This window comes from Flavobacterium sp. KACC 22761, assembly GCF_034058155.1.
In the GTDB taxonomy this organism is placed as follows: Bacteria; Bacteroidota; Bacteroidia; order Flavobacteriales; family Flavobacteriaceae; genus Flavobacterium.
In genome coordinates this window covers 1,426,362-1,446,991 of sequence record NZ_CP139148.1, presented here as the reverse complement: position 1 = coordinate 1,446,991, position 20,630 = coordinate 1,426,362, and the positions used below count along the sequence as shown (strand labels likewise).

Here is a 20,630-nt window from a genome sequence, read left to right as displayed (position 1 = left end):
ATGTATATAGATTATTATTTAGTAACTGCAGATTCAGTGTCACCCAATTGCCATTGCACAACTTTAGGTGTAATAACGCTTCCGTTTTTTAATAATGATGTTCCTCCCATGGCTATCTTATCGCCTGGTTTTAAACCTTCTTCAATGATATATCCGTTTTGAACCGCCGGACCTGGTTTTACAATTTGCATCTGGACTTTATTGTCATTTCCTAAAACATAAACTTGATAAATTCCTTGTACTTCGATAACAGCACGTTGTGGAATTACGATTGCATCTTTGCGAATGTCAGTAAGGAGTGCAATTTTTGCATATTGCCCTGGACGTAGCAATTTGTCAGGATTTGGAAATGCAGCTTCAAATGTGATGGCACCAGTTGCTGGATCTATTTGTCTGTCGGTAAAACTTACTTTTCCTGTTTGAGGATATATAGAACCGTCTGACAATTTTAAAGTAACTGATGCTCCAGAGCCTTTTAAAGCAGAATTTGGTTTGTTGAATTCTCTGTATAAACGAAGAAACTCCTGCTCGCTCATGGTGAAACGAACTCTTACATCTCCTAAATCAGAAATGGTATTCAAAATAGAAACAGCTCCCGGTCGAACATAATCGCCAACTCTAACTTTTGAGATTCCGATTAAACCAGAAATTGGAGCCACGATTCGGCAATAACCCAACTCGATTTTAGCATTTTGAACAGATGCATCTGATGCTTTGATTTGGGCAATGGAAGCCGTGTAGGCAGATTTGGCCGAAACCAATTCTCTCTGGCTGACTGCATTCATTTTAGCAAGAGGAGTAATCATGTCCAGATCGGATTTGGTTTTTGACAAACGCGCTTGTGATTCAGCGGCATTTCCTTCGGCTTGATTAAGTTTTGCTTTATAAGGCAAAGGATCAATAGTGTACAACAATTGTCCTTTCGTAACAAAGCTTCCTTCTTTAAAATTCACACTTTCGATAATGCCATCGACTCGAGGATTAATTTGAATGTCTGATTGACCAAAAGTTTGTCCCGTGTATTCAGATTCAATTTTAACATCCTGCTGTAATACGGTGGTGACTGAAATTTCTAATGGCTTTGGCTGCGGTGGGGCTTCTTTTTTGCAGGAAAACAATAAAAAAAGTAAGAAAATTGCTGGGGAGTAAATTTTGTTCATTTTTTCAAATTTTTTAAAATTCTATTAAAACTTAACTAACTTAAAACCAAATAAATCCTAAGCTAAGTTAACATTTTTTTAATTAATTTTTTAAATATTATTTTCAATTTGATTTTTTATTAAATTTATAGTTAATTGATATTCAGTAGCTAAAAAACCGACAAAAAGACACAAATTGTCGTTAAAATGCATGTTTTGTAAGAACCCTTTTTTGTTGTCAAAATTCAAAATCTTAAATATTGTTCGTTTATGTCAAAAAAAAATAAAAAAAATCAGGATAATTTAGATGCCGTTCCAGATAGTTTAAAAGCATTAAGCAAAAAGGAGTTGCTTCATCGTGCAAAGAAGTTTTCGGAGGAGTTTTGTGTTGGAGATGATAAAGATTTTACGCTAAAAGGCAAGCCAACTTCTTATTCTGGAAATGAATCAAAATCTGGGATTAAAGAAACTTTGCAAATGGGTGTAAAAGCATTGGCTGCGATGCAAGAGACTCTTTATGCCCAGGATAAATGGTCGGTGCTGATTATTTTTCAGGCAATGGATGCGGCGGGAAAAGATGGCGCAATCAAACATGTTATGTCTGGGATAAATCCGCAAGGCTGTCAGGTTTCATCTTTTAAAGCGCCAAGTTCCGAAGAATTGGATCATGATTTTTTATGGCGATGCCAAAAACATTTGCCGGAAAGAGGCCGTATCGGAATTTTTAACCGTTCGTATTATGAAGAAGTTTTGGTAGTTCGTGTGCATGAACAGATTTTAAGAAGTCAAAAAATTCCAGAAAAATTGATAAAGGAAAATATTTGGGAAAACCGCTTTGAAGACATTCGAAACTTTGAAAAATATTTGAATAGAAACGGAACTATAGTAATCAAATTTTTTCTGAATGTTTCTAAAGAAGAACAGAAAAACAGGTTCATAGAGCGCGTTGACAATCCCGATAAAAACTGGAAATTCAGTGCCGCCGATGCCAAAGAAAGAGGATATTGGAATGATTATATGTTTGCTTATGAAGAACTGATCAAAAATACCTCAACAAAAAAATCACCTTGGTATGTTATTCCTGCAGATGATAAATATTATGCCCGAATTGCAATTGCATCTGCAATTATTCATGCTTTAGACGAAATGGATTTAGAATATCCAAAAGTAAGCGAAGAAAAACTTGCAGAACTAATTGAGGTTAAAAAAGCCTTATTAGCCGAAAAAGATTAATTCTTATCATTATTAAATGATGATTTCGAAACTTGTGCCCATTACGGGCTGGATCAAAGAGTATAAATCAAAAAACCTTAAAAGCGATTTTGTGGCAGGAGTGACACTTGCCGCCTATGGAATTCCGGTTTCACTAGCATATGCAACGCTGGCAGGATTACCACCACAATTTGGAATTTATGGCTACCTTTTGGGAGGAATATTTTATGCTTTTTTAGGAACCAGCAAGCAGCTTGCAATAGGGCCAACATCAGCAATTTCCTTGTTGATTGGAACTACAATCGCGACTATGGCCAAAGGTGATGTGCAACGATGGTCTGAAATTGCTTCGCTCACCGCATTAGTTTTTGCTGTAATGGCAATCATTGCCTATATTTTAAAATTAAGTGGCATCATAAATTTCATAAGTGAAACGGTTTTGCTGGGATTCAAAGCTGGTGCTGCCATAACAATTGGGATGACTCAATTGCCTAAATTATTTGGTGTAGAAGGCGGTGGCGACAATTTTCTGGAACGAATTATTGTGCTATTTCGGCAAATTCCAGATCTTAATAGTACCGTTTTCATCTTTGGTATTACAGCTATAATACTATTAATTATTGGAGAGAAACTAGCCCCCGGCCGACCAATAGCAATTTTAATAGTTATTTTGTCGATTGTGCTTGTTTCGACAACATCATTAAAGTATAGTGGTTTCAAAACGGTTGGCGTGATTCCAACAGGACTTCCAGAATTTCATTTACCGTCAATAATGATTCGGGATGTCGATGGAGTATTGCTTCTTGCTATGGCCTGTTTTTTATTGTCTTATATTGAAAGCGTTTCTGCGGGAAGAACATTGGCACAAAAAAATGGATATGTTATCGACCCGCGCCAAGAACTTTTAGCACTTGGAGTTGCCAACGCAACAGTTGCATTAGGTCAAGGTTATCCTGTTGCTGGCGGATTGTCACAATCGGCTGTAAATGATACTGCTGGCGCAAAAAGTCCTTTGTCTCTTTTATTTTCTTCGGCTACAATTGCAATTTGTCTTTTGTTTTTAACGGGATATCTTCAAAATCTGCCAACTGTGGTCTTGGCTTCAATCGTTTTGGTGGCCATCCGAGGTCTTTTTGATTTAAAAGAAATGAAATATCTCTACAAAAGAGACAAACAGGAATTTACCGTAGCAATGATTGCGCTTCTAGGAGTGCTCATTTGGGGAATTTTGACAGGTGTATTGTTGGCGGCAATGTTTACTTTACTGCTTTTGCTGAAAGCCGCTTCAAAACCAAACGTGGCTTTTTTAGGCAGAGTATCTGGAACAAAACTTTATACCGATTTAGAAAGACATCCGGATAATGAAAAAATTGAAAACGTATTGATCGTAAGGATTGAATCGTCTATATTTTATTTTAATGCCGAATATATCAAAGAAAAAATTTGGAAAAAAATATATACCGAACCACATTCATTAAAAACAGTAATATTAGATCTTAATTCATCTCCTCGTGTTGATATTGCTGGAACACGTTTCTTGAAACATTTGTTTTTTGATTTAAATGCCAAAAATATTACGCTCAAAATAGCCGAAGCACGTTCTGAAGTTCGCGACAGCCTGAGAGCAGAGGATTTTGAATCTTTTATGGGACACATAAGCCGTTCTGTCTCGGTTGATGACTTAGTGGTTCGTGCTTCTGAAACGGAAAATAAATTCTGATTTTATTTAAAAAGAATATTGTTGATTAGTTTGTTTTTTTTAGAAGTTGTTAAAAAAATCAGATAATTAGGGCAAGATCATTTTTAATCTCAAAATAAACCCTATTTTTGCCGCAGATTTAGAGAAAAATCTAAAAAAAAAACCATATATTCTTAACTTAAAACTGTTTATAGCATGCAACTGTATAACACTTTGAGCGCAGAAGAAAGAGCTATCATGATCGATGATGCAGGACAACAACGACTAACGTTGTCTTTCTATGCGTATGCCAAAATTCAAGACCCACAAAAATTTCGTAACGATTTATTTATTGCCTGGAATGCCCTTGATGCATTAGGCCGAATTTATGTTGCCAATGAAGGAATAAATGCTCAAATGAGTATTCCTGCCGAAAATTTTGAAGCTTTTAGAGAAACCCTTGAAGCTTATGATTTCATGAAAGGCATACGATTGAATGTTGCTGTAGAACAAGACGATCATTCATTTTTAAAATTGACAATCAAAGTTAGACACAAAATTGTTGCCGATGGATTAAACGATGATACTTTTGATGTTACTAATATAGGCGTTCACTTGAAAGCCAAAGAATTCAATGAAATCCTTGATGATCCAAACACAATTGTTGTAGATTTTAGAAATCACTACGAAAGTGAAGTTGGACATTTCAAAGGTGCGATTACTCCGGATGTTGAAACTTTCAGAGAGAGTTTGCCAATTATCAACGAGCAGCTTAAAGATCACAAAGACGATAAAAATCTGGTAATGTATTGTACCGGAGGTATTCGTTGTGAAAAAGCGAGTGCTTATTTTAAACACCAAGGTTTCAAAAACGTTTATCAGTTAGAAGGCGGCATTATTAATTACGCAAAACAATTGAAAGAAGAAGGTTTAGAAAGTAAGTTCATTGGTAAAAACTTCGTATTTGATAATCGTCTTGGTGAAAGAATCACAGATGATATCATTTCACAATGTCACCAATGCGGAAAACCTTGTGATAATCATACAAATTGTGAAAATGATGGTTGTCATTTATTATTCATTCAGTGTGATGAATGTAAAGCAACAATGGAAAACTGCTGTTCTACAGAATGTCTAGAAATCATCCACATGCCATTAGTTGACCAAGTTCGTTTAAGAACTGGAAAACAAGTTGGAAACAAAGTATTCAGAAAAGGAAAATCGGAAAACTTGAAATTCAAACATTCAGGCGAATTACCAGAAGCTGCTTTGGCTACAGCGCAAAAGCCAGCGGATATTCGTCAGAAAATAAAAGTAAAAAAAGTACTTCTTGGAAAAGCAGAGCATTATTATGTAAAAGCTCAAGTTGGACAATTTACCGTTGAAAATCACGAATTAAACGTTGGTGATAAAATCCTAATTTCTGGTCCGACTACTGGAGATCAGGAATTGGTTTTAGACAGAATCATTGTTAATGGAGCGGAAACTCAATCTGCAAAAGTTGGTGATAAGGTTACTTTTGAGGTTCCATTTCGTATTCGTTTGTCAGATAAATTGTATAAAATTGTAAATTAGCGCTTTTTAACGCTACTTTACAATGTCACATTCTTTTGCCAAATTATGGATTCACACCATTTGGTCAACTAAAAACCGAAAGGAATTAATTGACTTTTGAATTGAAAAAAAGGTACACGATTATATTCACAATGAGTTAATTGAATTGGGTTGTCCTGTTAGAATCATAAACGGAATGCCTGATCATGTACATGTTTTATTTTTATTGAATCCCCAAAAATCTATTTCGGATGTAATTCGTCAAGCGAAAGGAGTTTCATCTCATTGTATAAATGGAGAAAATCTAATTCTTGAAAAATTCGCATGGCAAAAGGGTTATGCGGCTTTTGCAGTAAGCGAATCTCAGTTGGATGCTGTTTACAATTATATTAAAAAACAAAAGCAACATCATCTTAAGAAAAATGGAGAAGATGAATTTGATGAATTTGTAAAACTGCATGGGTTAGGAAATTAAATCGATAAAAATATCACAATATAGAACATAGCCCACGGTTTCAACCGTGGGAAACGTATTGTTGCGTAACGTTAAGGATGCCCATTGTGTTCCCACGGTTGAAACCGTGGGCTATATTTGATAAAGATTGCCTTACAATTATGGAGATAGCAAATGATTTAGGATTGGGCTACAACAAAAATTTTTAAAACATAAACTATGATATAAATCATAGGAATCTAATCTACACCCACATTATTTTTGTCAATTGTTAGATGACTGATTGAAAAATCATTTCATTGAAATAATAGAATCAAAAATGACAATTAACAATACAATCGAACTTATGTCTCCAGCTGGAGATTTTGAGTCGCTTCAGGCTGCTTTAGACAATGGCTGTGATTCAGTATATTTTGGAGTTGAACAGCTTAATATGCGTGCGCGTTCAACGGTGAATTTTACGATTGACGATTTAAAAGAAATTGCCATTCGTTGCGAAGCCAAAAACGTTCGAAGCTATCTGACTTTAAACACTATTATTTACGATCATGATTTATCGGTTGTAAAAACATTATTGACAAAAGCCAAAGAAGCCAATATTACAGCAGTAATAGCTTCGGATCAAGCTGTAATCGCTATGGCAAGATCGATAGGAATGGAAGTTCATATTTCAACCCAATTGAATGTAACGAATATTGAAACCATAAAATTCTACAGTTTGTTTGCAGATACAATGGTTTTAAGCCGAGAATTAAGCTTACGCCAAGTAAAGAATATTACGGATCAAATTGAGAAAGAACAGATCAAAGGACCAAACGGAAATTTAGTTGAAATCGAAATCTTTGGCCACGGCGCTTTGTGTATGGCAGTTTCAGGAAAATGTTATTTGAGCTTGCATTCGCATAATTCATCAGCGAATCGTGGTGCTTGCAAACAAAACTGCCGAAAAAAATATACCGTTATCGATCAGGAAACAGGTTTTGAAATTGAATTGGATAATGAATATATGATGTCGCCTAAAGATTTGTGTACACTCGATTTCTTAGATCAGGTTATCGATTCTGGAATTAAAGTTTTAAAAATCGAAGGTCGAGGCCGTGCGCCAGAATATGTGGCAACAGTAACCAAAACCTATCGTGAAGCTATCGACGCGTATTACAATGGAACTTTTTCAAAAGAAAAAACGTCAGATTGGATGAAAGCTTTAGAAAAAGTTTACAATCGCGGATTCTGGTCAGGATATTATTTGGGGCAAGAATTGGGCGAGTGGAGCGATATTCCAGGATCTGCAGCGACTCAGAAAAAGGTTTATGTTGGAAAAGGAACTCACTATTTTCCAAAAGCTGCGGTTGGGCAATTTAAGATTGAAGCTTATGATATTAAAATCGGAGATAAAATTTTAGTGACAGGCCCAAGTACAGGCGCTCAGGAAATGATTGTTGATGAAATGTTTGTGAATGACATTGCTGGTGAAAAAGCCACAAAAGGGGATGACTGTAGTTTCAAATTACCATTCAGAATCAGAATGTCGGACAAATTATACAAAATTGTTGAGGCATAATGGTTATCGTTACTTTACAAAGAGATAAATGTATTGGCTGTAATTATTGTGTGGAAATGGATCCAGTGCATTTTCAGATGTCAAAAAAAGACGGGAAATCGGTTCTCATTCATTCGCAAAATGCAAAAGGATTTTTTACGCTGAAATCTCCAAATCATTCCATTACGGAAAGTTGCGAACTGGCAGCAAAAGCTTGTCCAGTGAAAATTATTACGGTTAAAGAGACTTAGGAATAGTATTTATGTAAAAATAAAAGAGTCGCAATTTGCGACTCTTTTTGTATTTTAAACTTCCTGAATGTTTTCTGTCACGATATTTTCGTCAATTTTCTCCCATTCTTCAGCTGTCCAAAATAAAGAAATGTGAAGATTGTATAAGCCAATAGCTCCATAAGAAAAAATGCAAGTATAATAGAGGCCTGTAGGCAAATCTTGATATAAAACGAATACTGTTGTGAGGCCCAGTAAAGCTAAAGCAATCCAAACACCAATTCGGAAATATAATATTACAATATAAAGGACAAGAAAAGCTGATATTAAATAAATCAAGTTTTCACGACTAAGACCTAATCCAATGAATCGATATATTGCATAAGCAGTCGAAAACAGTAAAATAAATAGTTGGAGATAGGATTTTCTCTGATCTTCAATTTCTTCCATTTCAGAAAAATCGGCACTGTTTAGCGGCTTACTTTTTCGGAAAAACAGCAATAAAGGAAATAAATTTACAATTGGCATGAAACTTATCAAGTATATCCACAAAGGTCTTCTTCGCAATGCACTTAATTGCAACAATAATAATTGGGAAAATAATAAATACACAACTGCAATCTGAGCAATAATATAAATAAGAGAATAAATAGTGTTGTATATACTTAAGAAATTTAAAGATAGATCTCTGAACCAGCTTTCAGAGAAATTTTCTTTAAAATTCAGGTAATTAGCAAACAAGAAAGTAAATAAAAATATGAAATGCGCTGTAAACTTTTTGTTTGTGAGTAAAACAGTAGGAGGCAGTTTTATGAAATTCTTAAAAGAAAATCCAGCATCTGCGAGAAATATAAAATAGAAAAATGACAACAGAATAATTACTTTTGTGAGTGCCATTCCGTAAGATAAAATTGGAATAAAAAAATCATTGAAAAGTAGTACAGATCCCAATTTTTGATACAAAGCACTTATGCTTACCAAAACAAACAATCCAATGAAGTAGCCTAATAAGCTTACTTTTTTTCCATAAAGTATTTTTCCTCTAAACGCACCATAAGTTGCAAAGTATGGAAGGTAATTTAGAATAAAATAAATCCAGAAAAAGGAGCTTTTAGTAAAAGTTTCATTAATATCTGAGTAGATGGCGATTATTTGCGAAAATATCGAAGGCAGACAAAGTAAAAGTAAATACTTAATCTTGTCGTACTTTTTTTCGCTTACTGCTTCCCAGCAAACAGCTACTATCATAATCATAATGTTGATGATTATGTCCAGAATTTCTGCCCAAGGTGGTAATTGTTTAGGAGCATTTATAAGATTTAGCGAATCTAATAAAGGATTACTGTGTGGGATATAAAAATTGTTTGCAATAAATTGTTTTAAAATCAAAAGGAAGGTAATAATTACAAGCGCTGGTACTATTTTTTTAAACTTTGAAAAATTAAAATGATAAAAATAGTTTTGTTCCTCTTTTGGTTTGTCTAGTGAAATTTCAGTATTCATTTAATGGCTAGGATTTGTTTTTGAGTTGGTTTAAATCTTTTTTTTGTACAAGTAAACTTAACAAATTTTGGTTTCCTTTTAGAATTATTTAGAGATAGAAAATTTCTTTTTTTATTTAACAAACCATTAGTTTTAATCTGTATAGAGCAAAATAAAAAAAATACTATCTTTACCGATTAAACGTTTATGAACTTAAGTTGCTTTTGCAACACTACATATATTATTATGGCATGTACAAGTTGTTCAACCTCAGATGGTGGCGCACCAAAAGGTTGTAAAAATAATGGGACTTGCGGCACCGATAGCTGCAATAAATTGACGGTTTTTGACTGGCTTTCAAACATGAGTCCGTCTAATGGAGAGGCGATTTTTGATTGTGTTGAGGTACGTTTTAAAAACGGACGTAAGGAATTTTTTAGAAATTCAGAGAAATTAACTTTAAGTATTGGTGATATTGTAGCAACTGTTGCTTCGCCAGGACACGATATTGGAATTGTTACTTTGACAGGAGAATTAGTTAAAATTCAAATGAAGAAAAAAGGAGTAAATCCAGATAGTAACGAAGTTCCTAAAATTTACAGAAAAGCATCTCAAAAAGATATTGATATTTGGTCAGTAGCTCGTGATCGCGAGGAGCCAATGAAGGTTCGTGCGCGTGAATTGGCAATTCAGCACAAATTGGAAATGAAAATTTCGGATATTGAATTTCAAGGTGATGGATCAAAAGCAACTTTCTACTACACAGCAAATGATCGTGTCGATTTTAGAATGCTGATTAAAGATTTTGCTAAAGAATTTAGTACTAGAGTCGAAATGAAACAAGTTGGTTTCCGTCAGGAAGCGGCACGTTTAGGAGGAGTTGGTTCTTGCGGACGCGAGCTTTGCTGTTCTACTTGGTTGACTGATTTTAGAAGTGTAAATACTTCAGCAGCGCGTTATCAGCAGTTGTCATTGAACCCGCAGAAATTGGCAGGTCAATGTGGAAAATTAAAATGCTGTCTAAACTATGAGTTAGACACTTACATGGATGCTTTAAAAGATTTTCCGGATTATGACACGAAGTTGATTACTGAAAAAGGCGATGCTGTTTGCCAAAAACAAGATATTTTTAAAGGATTAATGTGGTTTGCTTATACCAACAATTTTGCAAACTGGCATGTTTTAAAAATTGATCAGGTAAAAGAGATTATCGCTGAAAATAAACAGAAAAACAAAGTTTCTTCATTAGAAGATTTTGCAATCGAAGTAACTTCAGAGCCTGAAAAAGATTTCAATAATGCAATGGGGCAAGAGAGTTTGACTCGTTTTGATCAACCAAAAAGAAAGAAAAAACCAAATCGTAAACGCAAGCAAAATGCTGAGGCTTCTGGTGTTGCAACTCCGGCAAAACCACAGCACGAGAAAAATAATAATACAAAACCTGCAGGAAATAATAATCCGAATGGAAATTCAAATCAGCAGAGCAAACCTAATAATCCAAACAAACAAAATCATAAGAATAAGCACAAGAATTCGAATAAATCAAACAATCCGAATCCGCAAAATTCAAATGATAACAAATCTGCTGAGCCTAGAAAACCAATAATTATTACTAAAAATGAGAATAAAAAATAGCGGAATTCTTCTGTTGGTTGCAATACTTCTTTTTTCATGTGATAAAAAAAGAGTATTTGACGAGTACAAATCGGTTGGAAGCGCCTGGCACAAAGACAGTGTAGTAACTTTTGATCTACCGGTTTTAGATTCTACCAAAAAATACAATTTATTTGTAAATTTGAGAGACAACAACAATTATCCTTTCAATAACTTATTCTTGATTGTTGCTCTTGAAACACCAAGCGGTTTTACGAAAGTCGATACTTTAGAATATCAAATGGCAAATCCAGATGGAACTTTATTAGGAAATGGTTTTACTGACATAAAAGAAAGTAAGCTGTACTACAAAGAAGATGTAAAGTTTAAAGGAAAATACAAAGTTCACATCAAACAAGCGGTTAGAGAATCAGGCAAAATTCCTGGTGTTGAAGCTTTAGAAGGTATTACAGACGTAGGTTTTAGAATAGAACAAAAAGATTAGAAATAGTTATGGCAGCCAAGAAAAACAACCAATCAAATAGCGTTAAAGATATTAATTACTATAAAAAGAAATTCTGGCGAATTTTTGCCTATACTTTGCTGGGTATTTTGGCTTTCTTTTTATTTGCCTCTTGGGGATTATTCGGTTCAATGCCTTCTTTTGAAGATCTTGAAAATCCCGATTCAAATTTAGCTACTGAAATTATTTCTTCTGATGGAGTCGTGATTGGTAAATACTTTAAAACCAATAGATCTCAGCTCAAATATTCAGATTTGCCAAAAAGTTTGGTTGAAGCTTTAGTAGCAACCGAAGATGCACGTTTTTACGAACATTCAGGAATTGACGGACGTGGTACTTTGAGAGCAATTTTTACCTTGGGAACAAATGGTGGGGCGAGTACGTTAACGCAACAACTTGCAAAACAATTGTTTCATGGCGAAGGATCAAAATTCCTTCCTTTCAGAATTGTTCAAAAAATAAAAGAATGGATTATTGCCATTCGTCTGGAACGACAATATACAAAAAACGAAATCATAGCAATGTACTGCAACGTTTACGATTTCGGAAATTATTCTGTTGGAGTAAGTTCGGCTGCGCAGACTTATTTTTCTAAAGATCCAAAAGATTTGACAATGGACGAATCGGCTATTTTAGTCGGAATGTTCAAAAACTCAGGATTATACAATCCAGTTCGTAATCCGCAAGGTGTAAAAAATCGTCGTAATGTGGTGCTTTCGCAGATGGAAAAAGCAAAAATGATCACTACCGCTGAGAAATTAAGATTACAAGCATTGCCAATTACGTTAAAATTCAAATTGGAGAGTCATCGTGAAGGAATGGCAACTTATTTCAGAGAATACCTTCGTGATTACATGAAAAAATGGGTAACTGAAAACAAAAAACCAGACGGTTCAGATTATGATATCTACAAAGATGGTTTGAAAATTTACACGACTATTGATTCAAGAATGCAGATGTATGCTGAAGAAGCGGTTTCTGAACATATGAAAAACTTACAACAACAGTTTTTTATTGAGATGAAAACCAATAAAAATGCACCTTTCGTAAATATCACACAACAAGAAACAGATCGTATCATGATGCAAGCGATGAAAAATTCTGATCGCTGGGCAATTATGAAAGATATGGAAAAAAGCGAAGATGATATTATCGCATCATTCAAAGTAAAAACGAAAATGCGTGTATTTACTTGGAAGGGAGAACGCGATACAGTAATGACGCCACTTGATTCTATTCGTTACTACAAACACTTTTTGCAATCTGGTTTAATGGCGATGGAACCTCAAACAGGTAACATTAAGGCGTGGGTTGGTGGAATCAATTACAAATATTTCCAATACGATCACGTAGGCCAGGGAGCAAGACAAGTTGGTTCTACTTTCAAGCCATTCGTTTATGCTACTGCAATTGAGCAATTGAATATGTCTCCTTGTGATTCAATTTTAGATGGTCCGTTTATGATTCACAAAGGACGTCACCATGTAACCGAAGATTGGGAACCAAGAAACTCTGACAATAGATACCGCGGAATGGTGACTTTGAAACAAGGTTTGGCAAATTCAATCAATACAGTTTCGGCTAAATTAATTGACAGAACGGGTCCAGAAGCGGTTGTTGAATTGACAAAAAAATTAGGTGTTAAGACTGAAATCCCAGTGCAGCCTTCAATTGCGCTTGGAGCGGTTGATATTACAGTTGAAGATATGGTTGCAGCTTACAGCACATTTGCAAATCAAGGAGTTTATGTAAAACCACAGTTTTTAAGCCGTATTGAGAATAAAAGTGGAGAGGTTATTTATGAGCCGATTCCGGAATCTCATGACGTTTTAAATAAAGATATTGCCTTCGCAGTAATCAAATTATTAGAAGGTGTGACCGAAACTGGTTCTGGTGCGCGTTTGCGTACGCAAGGCGGTGGAAGCGGAGATAACCGTTGGACAGGATATCCATATATGTTCAAAAACCCTATCGCAGGTAAAACAGGAACGACGCAAAATCAATCAGATGGTTGGTTCATGGGAATGGTTCCAAATTTAGTAACAGGAGTTTGGGTTGGTTGTGAAGATCGTTCGGCACGTTTCAAAAGCTTGACTTACGGACAAGGAGCTACAGCAGCATTGCCAGTTTGGGCGTATTTCATGAAAAAATGTTATGCTGATGAAGCACTCCAGGTTTCTAAATCAGAATTTGAGCGCCCAGCTAATCTTTCTATAAAAGTAGATTGTTACCAAAGGCCAGCCGTCGTTAAAGATACCACGGAAACAGAACAAAATACAGACGAATTCGAGCTATAGTTTCGTTTCGTTTTTTAAATAATAAATCCTTTTGTATTCTTCTAAATCTGGAAGAATACAAAAGGATTTTTTTTGTCACGAGGCTTTACATAAATACTCCGTCAGGAGTTAAATATTGGTAGAAAACATTGAATGATAAGATTTCGAAGATGTCCCGTAGGGACTACATCTTTTAAGATTGTTAATTAATTTCACATACAGTCCGTACGGGACAAAACAACATTGGCAATAAATTTTCTATCGATATTTAATCTCTATGAGATATATTTATATACTGTTGAATATTGACAATTAAAGTGGTTAAAATTAAATTCGCCAAAATCATTACGAAATCGTTATAATTAAATCTAAAAATCTTATTTTTATCAAAAATATACAGTAATAAAGACACTTTGTTATGATAACAAAAAAAGTAAATAATGTTCATGAGGCAATTCAAGGAATTGAAAGTGGCATGACAATCATGTTTGGCGGTTTCGGATTATGTGGAATTCCTGAAAATACTATTGCGGCATTGGTAAATACTTCAATTTCAGATTTGACTTGCATTTCGAATAATGCAGGAGTAGATGATTTTGGATTGGGATTGCTTTTGCAGAAAAAACAAATCAAGAAAATGATTTCATCTTATGTGGGAGAAAATGCCGAGTTTGAACGCCAGATGCTTTCAGGAGAATTAGAAGTCGAACTTACGCCGCAAGGAACTTTAGCAGAAAGATGTCGTGCGGCTCAAGCCGGAATTCCAGCTTTCTTTACACCAGCAGGTTACGGGACAGAAGTTGCCGAAGGAAAAGAAGCGCGCGAATTCAACGGAAAAATGCATATTATGGAAGAAGCTTTCAGAGCTGATTTTTCAATTGTAAAAGCGTGGAAAGGCGACGAAGCAGGAAATCTGATTTTTAAAGGAACAGCGAGAAATTTTAACGCTTGTATGGCCGGTGCGGGAAAAATTACTATTGCCGAGGTTGAAGAATTGGTTCCTGTTGGGACTTTAGATCCAAATCAAATTCACATCCCGGGAATTATGGTGCAGCGTATTTTTCAGGGAGAGAAATTCGAAAAGAGAATTGAACAACGTACCGTTAGAATTAGATAATTAGAAAATGTGATAATTAGAAAATGTCTTGCGTAATCTATATAATTATCTAATTATCAAATTGACTAATCGGCACATTAAAAAATTGACACATTATTATGGCACTTAGTAAAGAAGATATAGCAAAACGAATTGCTAAAGAAGTAAAAGACAGATATTTTGTAAACCTTGGAATTGGGATTCCAACTCTGGTTGCCAATTACGTTAGAGAAGATATTGCTGTTGAGTTTCAAAGTGAAAACGGCGTTCTCGGAATGGGGCCTTTCCCTTTTGCCGGAGAAGAAGACGCAGATATTATTAATGCAGGAAAGCAAACCATTACGACGCTTCCGGGCGCGAGTTTTTTTGATTCGGCTTTTAGTTTCGGAATGATTCGAAGCCAAAAAGTGGATTTAACTATTTTGGGAGCAATGGAAGTTTCTGAAAACGGAGATATTGCCAATTGGAAGATTCCGGGCAAAATGGTAAAAGGAATGGGCGGTGCAATGGATTTAGTGGCTTCTGCCGAAAATATCATTGTTGCTATGATGCACGTGAACAAAGCAGGAGAATCTAAAATCTTAAAAAAATGCACTTTGCCATTAACGGGCGTAGGATGCGTTAAAAAGGTTGTAACTGAGCTTGCGGTTCTAGAAGTGACTGAAAATGGTTTTAAGCTCTTAGAACGCGCGCCAGATGTTTCAGTTGAGCACATCATCGCCTCAACCGAAGCTGATTTGATTATTGAAGGCGAAATTCCTGAAATGATTTTTTAGATTAGGTACAAAGTAACAAAGTTGCAAAGGGACAAAGTAATTTAGAAGAAAAGTAAAAAAAAACCGCCTATTTGGGCGGTTTTATATTTTAAACTTTGTCCCTTTGCCACTTTGAGCCTTTGGAACTTAAAAGTTTACTATAAATTAAATGAAGCTCCTAAACTGAAAGTAGCTTGATTGTTTAAATGATCGAATACATCGTTATTACTGCTGTATTTTGCAATTGGGAAACCAATTTCTGTAAAAACACCAAATCCTTCAGTAAAGAAATAACGTCCTCCAACATGACCTCCAAAATTTTTCAAACCTAAACTTAAACCTGGATAAACATCTAATTGCTCTATTCCAATAACGCTGCTTAAGTTAGCATTAATTCTTGCTTTTGCATCAAAACGATCTTTGAATTCTGGTTTGTAATCATTGTATGGAGTTGGGTGATCACCATAGATACCATTAAAATTGTTTACACCAAGTAAATAATTTGAAACAAAACCAAAAGAGAAATTTTCTCCTAAACCAAAATCAACAGAACCCTGAATTCCAGAACCACCATCTTGTAGATTAGCGCCAACATTCACTTTGATATCTCCTTTGCCTTTAAAAGCTTGTTGTGCATTAATAAATCCAAATGATACTAAAAACAAGAGTGTAACAACTTTTTTCATAAACTTAAATATTAATTATTTTGCGGTGCAAATGTATAATTTAATATTTTAATTCCTACCTTTTTCGTCAGGATATAATTCGTTTAAGGGTTCACTTTGCCAGAATTCTTTAGTATCTACATTCAAAATGGTCAGAGGGCCTTTGAACGCGGCGCCGGTATCAACATTCCAAACACATGCCTTGTTTACGGGAACAGTTTGTCCAATTCTTGTTACAGGTGTATGTCCAATATAAATTTCTTTATAAACCATAAATCGTTTTGGATAATATAAGTCATCTGGTTTTAAATTTGGGTTTAAAGCCAGTGCCGATTCCCAAAGTGTTCTGTCCCAGTAAAATAATTTTGGAAAATACTCCCAGACAACGCCATTTAAGTTGGTAAAGCCGGCATGAACAAAAAGTCGGTTTTCGTCATCAAGGTAGTAGTCTTTCAAAGATTCTAAAAAGGCTATATGCGTTTTCTTTTTTTCTTCAGAAAGTTTAGAATATCCTTCAACAGTCGCTTTTCCGCCATGTTTGTACCACATTTCTTCATCAAAATCCTCATGTCTGTTTTCAAGCCAATCTAAGGCCAATTGATCATGATTTCCTCTAATGCAAATGCATTTTTGCTTGCTTTTAAGGTCAATTAAAAAATCGATTACTTCAGCAGATTGGCTCCAGCCATCCACATAATCGCCAAGAAAAATAAGAGTATCTTCGGTAGTAACTTTCGCTTTATTCAACACTTGCTCAAGTGCGCGTAATCCTCCGTGTATGTCGCCTATAACAAATGTTCGCATTTTTTAAATTTTCGGGTAAGGATTACAAAAATAAAGAAAATGATTTGTTTGGAATCATTTAGTTGTTAATCTTTAAAAATTGATACTATTTATAACTATTGCCAGCGTTTTTTTATGGCTTTACTGTTTAAATTTGTAGCATGTCTGAAACCCCTACATATCGAAAAATTATCCATATTGACATGGATGCTTTTTATGCTTCTGTAGAGCAGATGGATAATCCAGCTTTACGCGGAAAACCTGTTGCAGTTGGAGGTTCAGAAAATAGAGGAGTAGTTTCGGCGGCAAGTTATGAGGCAAGAAAATTTGGTGTTCGAAGTGCCATAAGCGGTGTTTTGGCCAAAAAATATTGTCCAGAAATTATTTTCGTGCGCCCAAGATTTGACCGCTACAGAGAAATATCTTCTAAAATTCATAAAATTTTTCATGAATATACTGATTTGGTTGAGCCACTTTCGCTTGACGAAGCCTATTTGGATGTAACTCAAAATAAAAAAGGAAATCCGAGTGCCAGTTTATTAGCACAAGAAATCCGACTCCGAATTTTAAATGAAGTCGGACTTACAGCATCTGCAGGAATTTCAGTCAATAAATTTGTAGCTAAAATTGCCAGCGATGTAAATAAGCCGAATGGCCAGAAAACGGTAAATCCAGATGAGATTTTAGCTTTTTTAGAAGAATTGCCAATTCGGAAGTTTTACGGAGTTGGAAAAGTAACGACTGAAAAAATGTATCAACTCGGAATTTTCACGGGAGCCGATTTAAAAAGCAAAACGGAAGAATTCTTAGAAAAACATTTCGGAAAATCGGGTGCTTTTTATTATAAAGTGGTTCGGGGCATTCATAACAGCGAAGTAAAACCGCATCGCATCACAAAATCGGTCGCGGCCGAACATACTTTTGATATCAACTTATCCTCTGAAATATTCATGCTCGAACAGCTTGAAAAAATTGCCGGATCACTTGAAAAGCGTTTGAAAAAGCATAAGATTTCAGGCAAAACAGTGACGCTGAAAATTAAATACAGTGATTTTACACAACAGACGCGGAGCAAAACACTTCCGTATTTTATTTCTGATAAAAGTTTGATTTTAGAAGTTGTCGAAGAATTGCTTTATCAGGAACGCATGAAAGATTCTGTTAGATTACTCGGAATTTCGTTAAGTAACTTAAACACAGAAGAAAAGAAGGCTGTTGTTGTCCAGTTAAAATTTTCTTTTTGATTTGTTATAATATTTAAAAATACGGTTTTCCGTAAAAAAAGTTCAAGTTTTCGTGCTATCTTTGAGAGAAAAGATATCAATTAAATCACTCCAAATGAAAAATTCCGACCTTGAAGATGCTTCTTATCGTTATTCGGTTCCTATTTTGGCATGGGATTTTCACTACGAATATGTAAACGAATTGAAAGCCATTGCTTCTGATTTGAAAAAAATGCATCAGATTTCGGCCCAATATTCCTGGAATGAAAAAGGGTTGAAAATAGAAGAACGCATTAAAAATGAAGTGATTGTAGTAACTGATTTAAATTTAAAAATCGTTTTTGCTTCAAGCAAAATTAAAAGAATGACAGGTTATACTGAAGCCGAAGTTTTAGGAAATACTCCAAAGATGTTTCAAGGCCCAGAAACTTGCCCAACAGCATTGAAAGAAATAAGAGAAGCAATTCAGTTAAAGACTTCTTTTGAAAAGACTATCGAAAACTATAAAAAAAACGGAAAAGTGTACAGTTGCCATATCAATGGTTTTCCCGTTTATAATTTTAAAGGTGAAGTATCGCATTTTATTGCCTTTGAGAAAAATGCTTTGAGTGCTTAGTTTTTGCCACAAAGACACTAAGTCGCGAGGAAAATAATTTATAAGAAAATAAAAAAACCGCCTTTTGGGCGGTTTTTTTTATGGAAAAAGAAAACTTAGAATCTTAGTTTCTTAGAGCCTCAGTGTCTTAGATTATAAATTCTCAAAGAAATCATTCCCTTTGTCATCTGTAATGATAAAAGCAGGGAAATCTTTTACTGTAATTTTACGAACAGCTTCCATTCCTAATTCTTCAAAATCAACTACTTCAACTTTCAAGATGTTATCTTGTGCCAAAATAGCTGCAGGACCTCCAATAGAACCTAAATAAAATCCGCCGTATTTGTTGCAGGCATCTGTAACTTGTTTTGTACGGTTTCCTTTTGCCAACATTACCATACTTCCGCCGTTTTTCTGGAACTCATCAACATAAACGTCCATACGTCCAGCAGTTGTTGGTCCAAAACTTCCTGAGGCCATTCCTTCCGGAGTTTTTGCTGGACCAGCGTAATAAACTGGGTGATTTTTGAAATATTCCGGCATTGGTTTTCCGGCATCTAATAATTCTTTGATTTTTGCGTGAGCAATATCTCTAGCAACAATAACAGTTCCGTTTAATTTTAAACGTGTTTTAATTGGATATTGAGACAATTTAGCCAAAATATCTGCCATCGGCTGATCTAAATTAACTTCAACCGGTGCTTCTAAATGTGGCGCAGTTTCTGGTAAAAATTGTTTCGGATTTACTTCCAATTGCTCAACAAAGATTCCGTCTTTTGTAATTTTTCCTTTGATGTTTCTATCTGCCGAACAAGAAACGCCTAATCCAACTGGACAAGAAGCTGCGTGACGAGGCAAACGAATTACACGCACATCGTGTGTGAAATATTTTCCTCCAAATTGAGCTCCAATTTCACTTTCTTGGCAGATTTTCTGAACGCGTTCTTCCCACTCTAAATCACGAAATGCCTGGCCAGCCATATTTCCTGAAGTTGGCAAATGATCATAATATCCAGCAGACGCTTTTTTGACAGCGCTTAAGTTCGCTTCCGCAGAAGTTCCACCAATTACTAAAGCCAAGTGATAAGGAGGACAAGCCGAAGTTCCTAAATCTTTGATTTTTGCACGAATAAATGCATCCAAAGATTTGTCATTCAATAATGATTTTGTTTGCTGATATAAATAAGTTTTATTCGCAGATCCTCCACCTTTTGCCATAAACAAGAACTCGTATGAAGCTCCTTTTTTAGCATAAATATCAATTTGCGCTGGAAGGTTTGAACCTGAATTCTTCTCTTCAAACATTGAAATCGGAACGATTTGTGAATAACGTAAGTTGCGTTTTTGGTACGTATTAAAGATTCCTTTGCTCAACCATTCTGCATCATCAACACCTGTAAAAATGTTTTCGCCTTTTTTTGCCATTACAATTGCAGTTCCAGTATCCTGGCAACTTGGCAACTGACCTTCGGCTGCAACTGATGCATTTTGCAATAAATTATAAGCTACAAAACGATCGTTATCAGTTGCTTCTGGATCGTCAAGAATGTTTCTTAGTTTTTGTAAATGTGTCGTTCTCAACATAAACGAAACATCTGTAAGAGCTTCTTCGGCTAATAATTCTAAACCTTTTGGATCTACAGTCAAAATTTCGCGGTCTCCAAATTTTTCAACTTTTACAAAATCAGAAGTGATTTTGCGGTATTCTGTCTCATCCTTCAAAATTGGATAAGGATCTTGGTATATAAAATCAATCATTGTTTTGTTTTTTTACAAAGTTAGAAATTATTTACCTAAGAAAGAATTTGAATTAAGAAGGTTTGTGTGTATTA

17 protein-coding genes and 1 pseudogene are annotated in these 20,630 nt (G+C 35.1%); 13 read left to right on the top strand and 5 right to left on the bottom strand.

Going from position 1 to position 20,630, the window contains the following annotated elements:
* Positions 1 to 14: 14 nt before the first annotated feature.
* Positions 15 to 1,160 carry an efflux RND transporter periplasmic adaptor subunit gene (locus tag SCB73_RS06390; protein ID WP_320569249.1) on the bottom strand — a complete coding sequence of 382 codons (1,146 nt, stop codon included), beginning with the start codon at positions 1,158 to 1,160 and terminating at the stop codon, positions 15 to 17.
* Positions 1,161 to 1,409: 249 nt separating this feature from the next.
* Between SCB73_RS06390 and SCB73_RS06385 the strand changes: the two genes are divergently transcribed.
* The 6 genes and pseudogenes from SCB73_RS06385 (at position 1,410) to SCB73_RS06360 (ending at position 7,828) form a co-directional block, all read left to right on the top strand.
* Complete coding sequence (locus SCB73_RS06385; protein WP_320569248.1) at positions 1,410 to 2,372, top strand: polyphosphate kinase 2 family protein; 963 nt, start codon at positions 1,410 to 1,412, stop codon at positions 2,370 to 2,372.
* 19 nt (positions 2,373 to 2,391) lie between these two features.
* Entirely contained in the window at positions 2,392 to 4,071 is a 1,680-nt protein-coding gene (locus SCB73_RS06380; RefSeq protein WP_320569247.1) for a SulP family inorganic anion transporter, read from the top strand.
* 174 nt (positions 4,072 to 4,245) lie between these two features.
* On the top strand, positions 4,246 to 5,604 hold the full coding sequence (gene trhO, locus SCB73_RS06375) for an oxygen-dependent tRNA uridine(34) hydroxylase TrhO (RefSeq protein ID WP_320569246.1): 1,359 nt from the start codon (positions 4,246 to 4,248) through the stop codon (positions 5,602 to 5,604).
* Between the two features lie 22 nt (positions 5,605 to 5,626).
* Positions 5,627 to 6,058, top strand: a pseudogene (gene tnpA, locus SCB73_RS06370) (IS200/IS605 family transposase).
* Between the two features lie 298 nt (positions 6,059 to 6,356).
* The gene (locus SCB73_RS06365; RefSeq protein ID WP_320569245.1) at positions 6,357 to 7,598 is read left to right on the top strand and encodes a peptidase U32 family protein; all 1,242 of its coding nucleotides are present in this window, start codon (positions 6,357 to 6,359) and stop codon (positions 7,596 to 7,598) included.
* Positions 7,598 to 7,828 carry a ferredoxin gene (locus SCB73_RS06360; protein WP_320569244.1) on the top strand — a complete coding sequence of 77 codons (231 nt, stop codon included), beginning with the start codon at positions 7,598 to 7,600 and terminating at the stop codon, positions 7,826 to 7,828. Before SCB73_RS06365 ends, SCB73_RS06360 begins: the two co-directional genes overlap by 1 nt.
* Positions 7,829 to 7,882: 54 nt before the next feature.
* Here SCB73_RS06360 and SCB73_RS06355 read toward each other — a convergent pair whose 3' ends face one another.
* The gene (locus SCB73_RS06355; protein ID WP_320569243.1) at positions 7,883 to 9,310 is read right to left on the bottom strand and encodes a hypothetical protein; all 1,428 of its coding nucleotides are present in this window, start codon (positions 9,308 to 9,310) and stop codon (positions 7,883 to 7,885) included.
* A gap of 225 nt (positions 9,311 to 9,535) precedes the next feature.
* Here SCB73_RS06355 and SCB73_RS06350 point away from each other — a divergent pair, with 225 nt between their 5' ends.
* The 5 genes from SCB73_RS06350 (at position 9,536) to SCB73_RS06330 (ending at position 15,553) form a co-directional block, all read left to right on the top strand.
* Positions 9,536 to 10,924, top strand: a complete 1,389-nt coding sequence (locus SCB73_RS06350) for a PSP1 domain-containing protein (RefSeq protein WP_320569242.1) — start codon at positions 9,536 to 9,538, stop codon at positions 10,922 to 10,924.
* Positions 10,908 to 11,387 carry a gliding motility lipoprotein GldH gene (locus SCB73_RS06345; RefSeq protein WP_320569241.1) on the top strand — a complete coding sequence of 160 codons (480 nt, stop codon included), beginning with the start codon at positions 10,908 to 10,910 and terminating at the stop codon, positions 11,385 to 11,387. The genes SCB73_RS06350 and SCB73_RS06345 overlap by 17 nt, the downstream gene beginning before the upstream one ends.
* Positions 11,388 to 11,395: 8 nt before the next feature.
* A complete protein-coding gene (locus SCB73_RS06340; protein WP_320569240.1) occupies positions 11,396 to 13,702 on the top strand; it encodes a penicillin-binding protein 1A in 2,307 nt (768 codons plus the stop codon).
* Between the two features lie 397 nt (positions 13,703 to 14,099).
* Positions 14,100 to 14,798 (top strand): CoA transferase subunit A, encoded by a 699-nt coding sequence (locus tag SCB73_RS06335; RefSeq protein ID WP_320569239.1) that lies wholly within the window; start codon positions 14,100 to 14,102, stop codon positions 14,796 to 14,798.
* Positions 14,799 to 14,896: 98 nt separating this feature from the next.
* The gene (locus tag SCB73_RS06330) at positions 14,897 to 15,553 is read left to right on the top strand and encodes a 3-oxoacid CoA-transferase subunit B (RefSeq protein WP_320569238.1); all 657 of its coding nucleotides are present in this window, start codon (positions 14,897 to 14,899) and stop codon (positions 15,551 to 15,553) included.
* 137 nt (positions 15,554 to 15,690) lie between these two features.
* Here SCB73_RS06330 and SCB73_RS06325 read toward each other — a convergent pair whose 3' ends face one another.
* Positions 15,691 to 16,218 (bottom strand): DUF6646 family protein, encoded by a 528-nt coding sequence (locus tag SCB73_RS06325; protein ID WP_320569237.1) that lies wholly within the window; start codon positions 16,216 to 16,218, stop codon positions 15,691 to 15,693.
* Positions 16,219 to 16,266: 48 nt separating this feature from the next.
* Positions 16,267 to 17,001, bottom strand: a complete 735-nt coding sequence (locus tag SCB73_RS06320; RefSeq protein ID WP_320569236.1) for a metallophosphoesterase family protein — start codon at positions 16,999 to 17,001, stop codon at positions 16,267 to 16,269.
* Positions 17,002 to 17,141: 140 nt separating this feature from the next.
* Between SCB73_RS06320 and dinB the strand changes: the two genes are divergently transcribed.
* Together dinB and SCB73_RS06310 are read left to right on the top strand one after the other, a co-directional pair.
* Positions 17,142 to 18,224, top strand: coding sequence for a DNA polymerase IV (gene dinB / locus SCB73_RS06315; RefSeq protein ID WP_320569235.1), 1,083 nt, complete (start codon positions 17,142 to 17,144; stop codon positions 18,222 to 18,224).
* Positions 18,225 to 18,318: 94 nt separating this feature from the next.
* The gene (locus tag SCB73_RS06310) at positions 18,319 to 18,819 is read left to right on the top strand and encodes a PAS domain-containing protein (protein ID WP_320569234.1); all 501 of its coding nucleotides are present in this window, start codon (positions 18,319 to 18,321) and stop codon (positions 18,817 to 18,819) included.
* 132 nt (positions 18,820 to 18,951) lie between these two features.
* Here the strand turns inward: SCB73_RS06310 and SCB73_RS06305 are convergent, their stop codons facing one another.
* A complete protein-coding gene (locus SCB73_RS06305) occupies positions 18,952 to 20,556 on the bottom strand; it encodes a fumarate hydratase (RefSeq protein ID WP_320569233.1) in 1,605 nt (534 codons plus the stop codon).
* Positions 20,557 to 20,630: the final 74 nt, after the last annotated feature.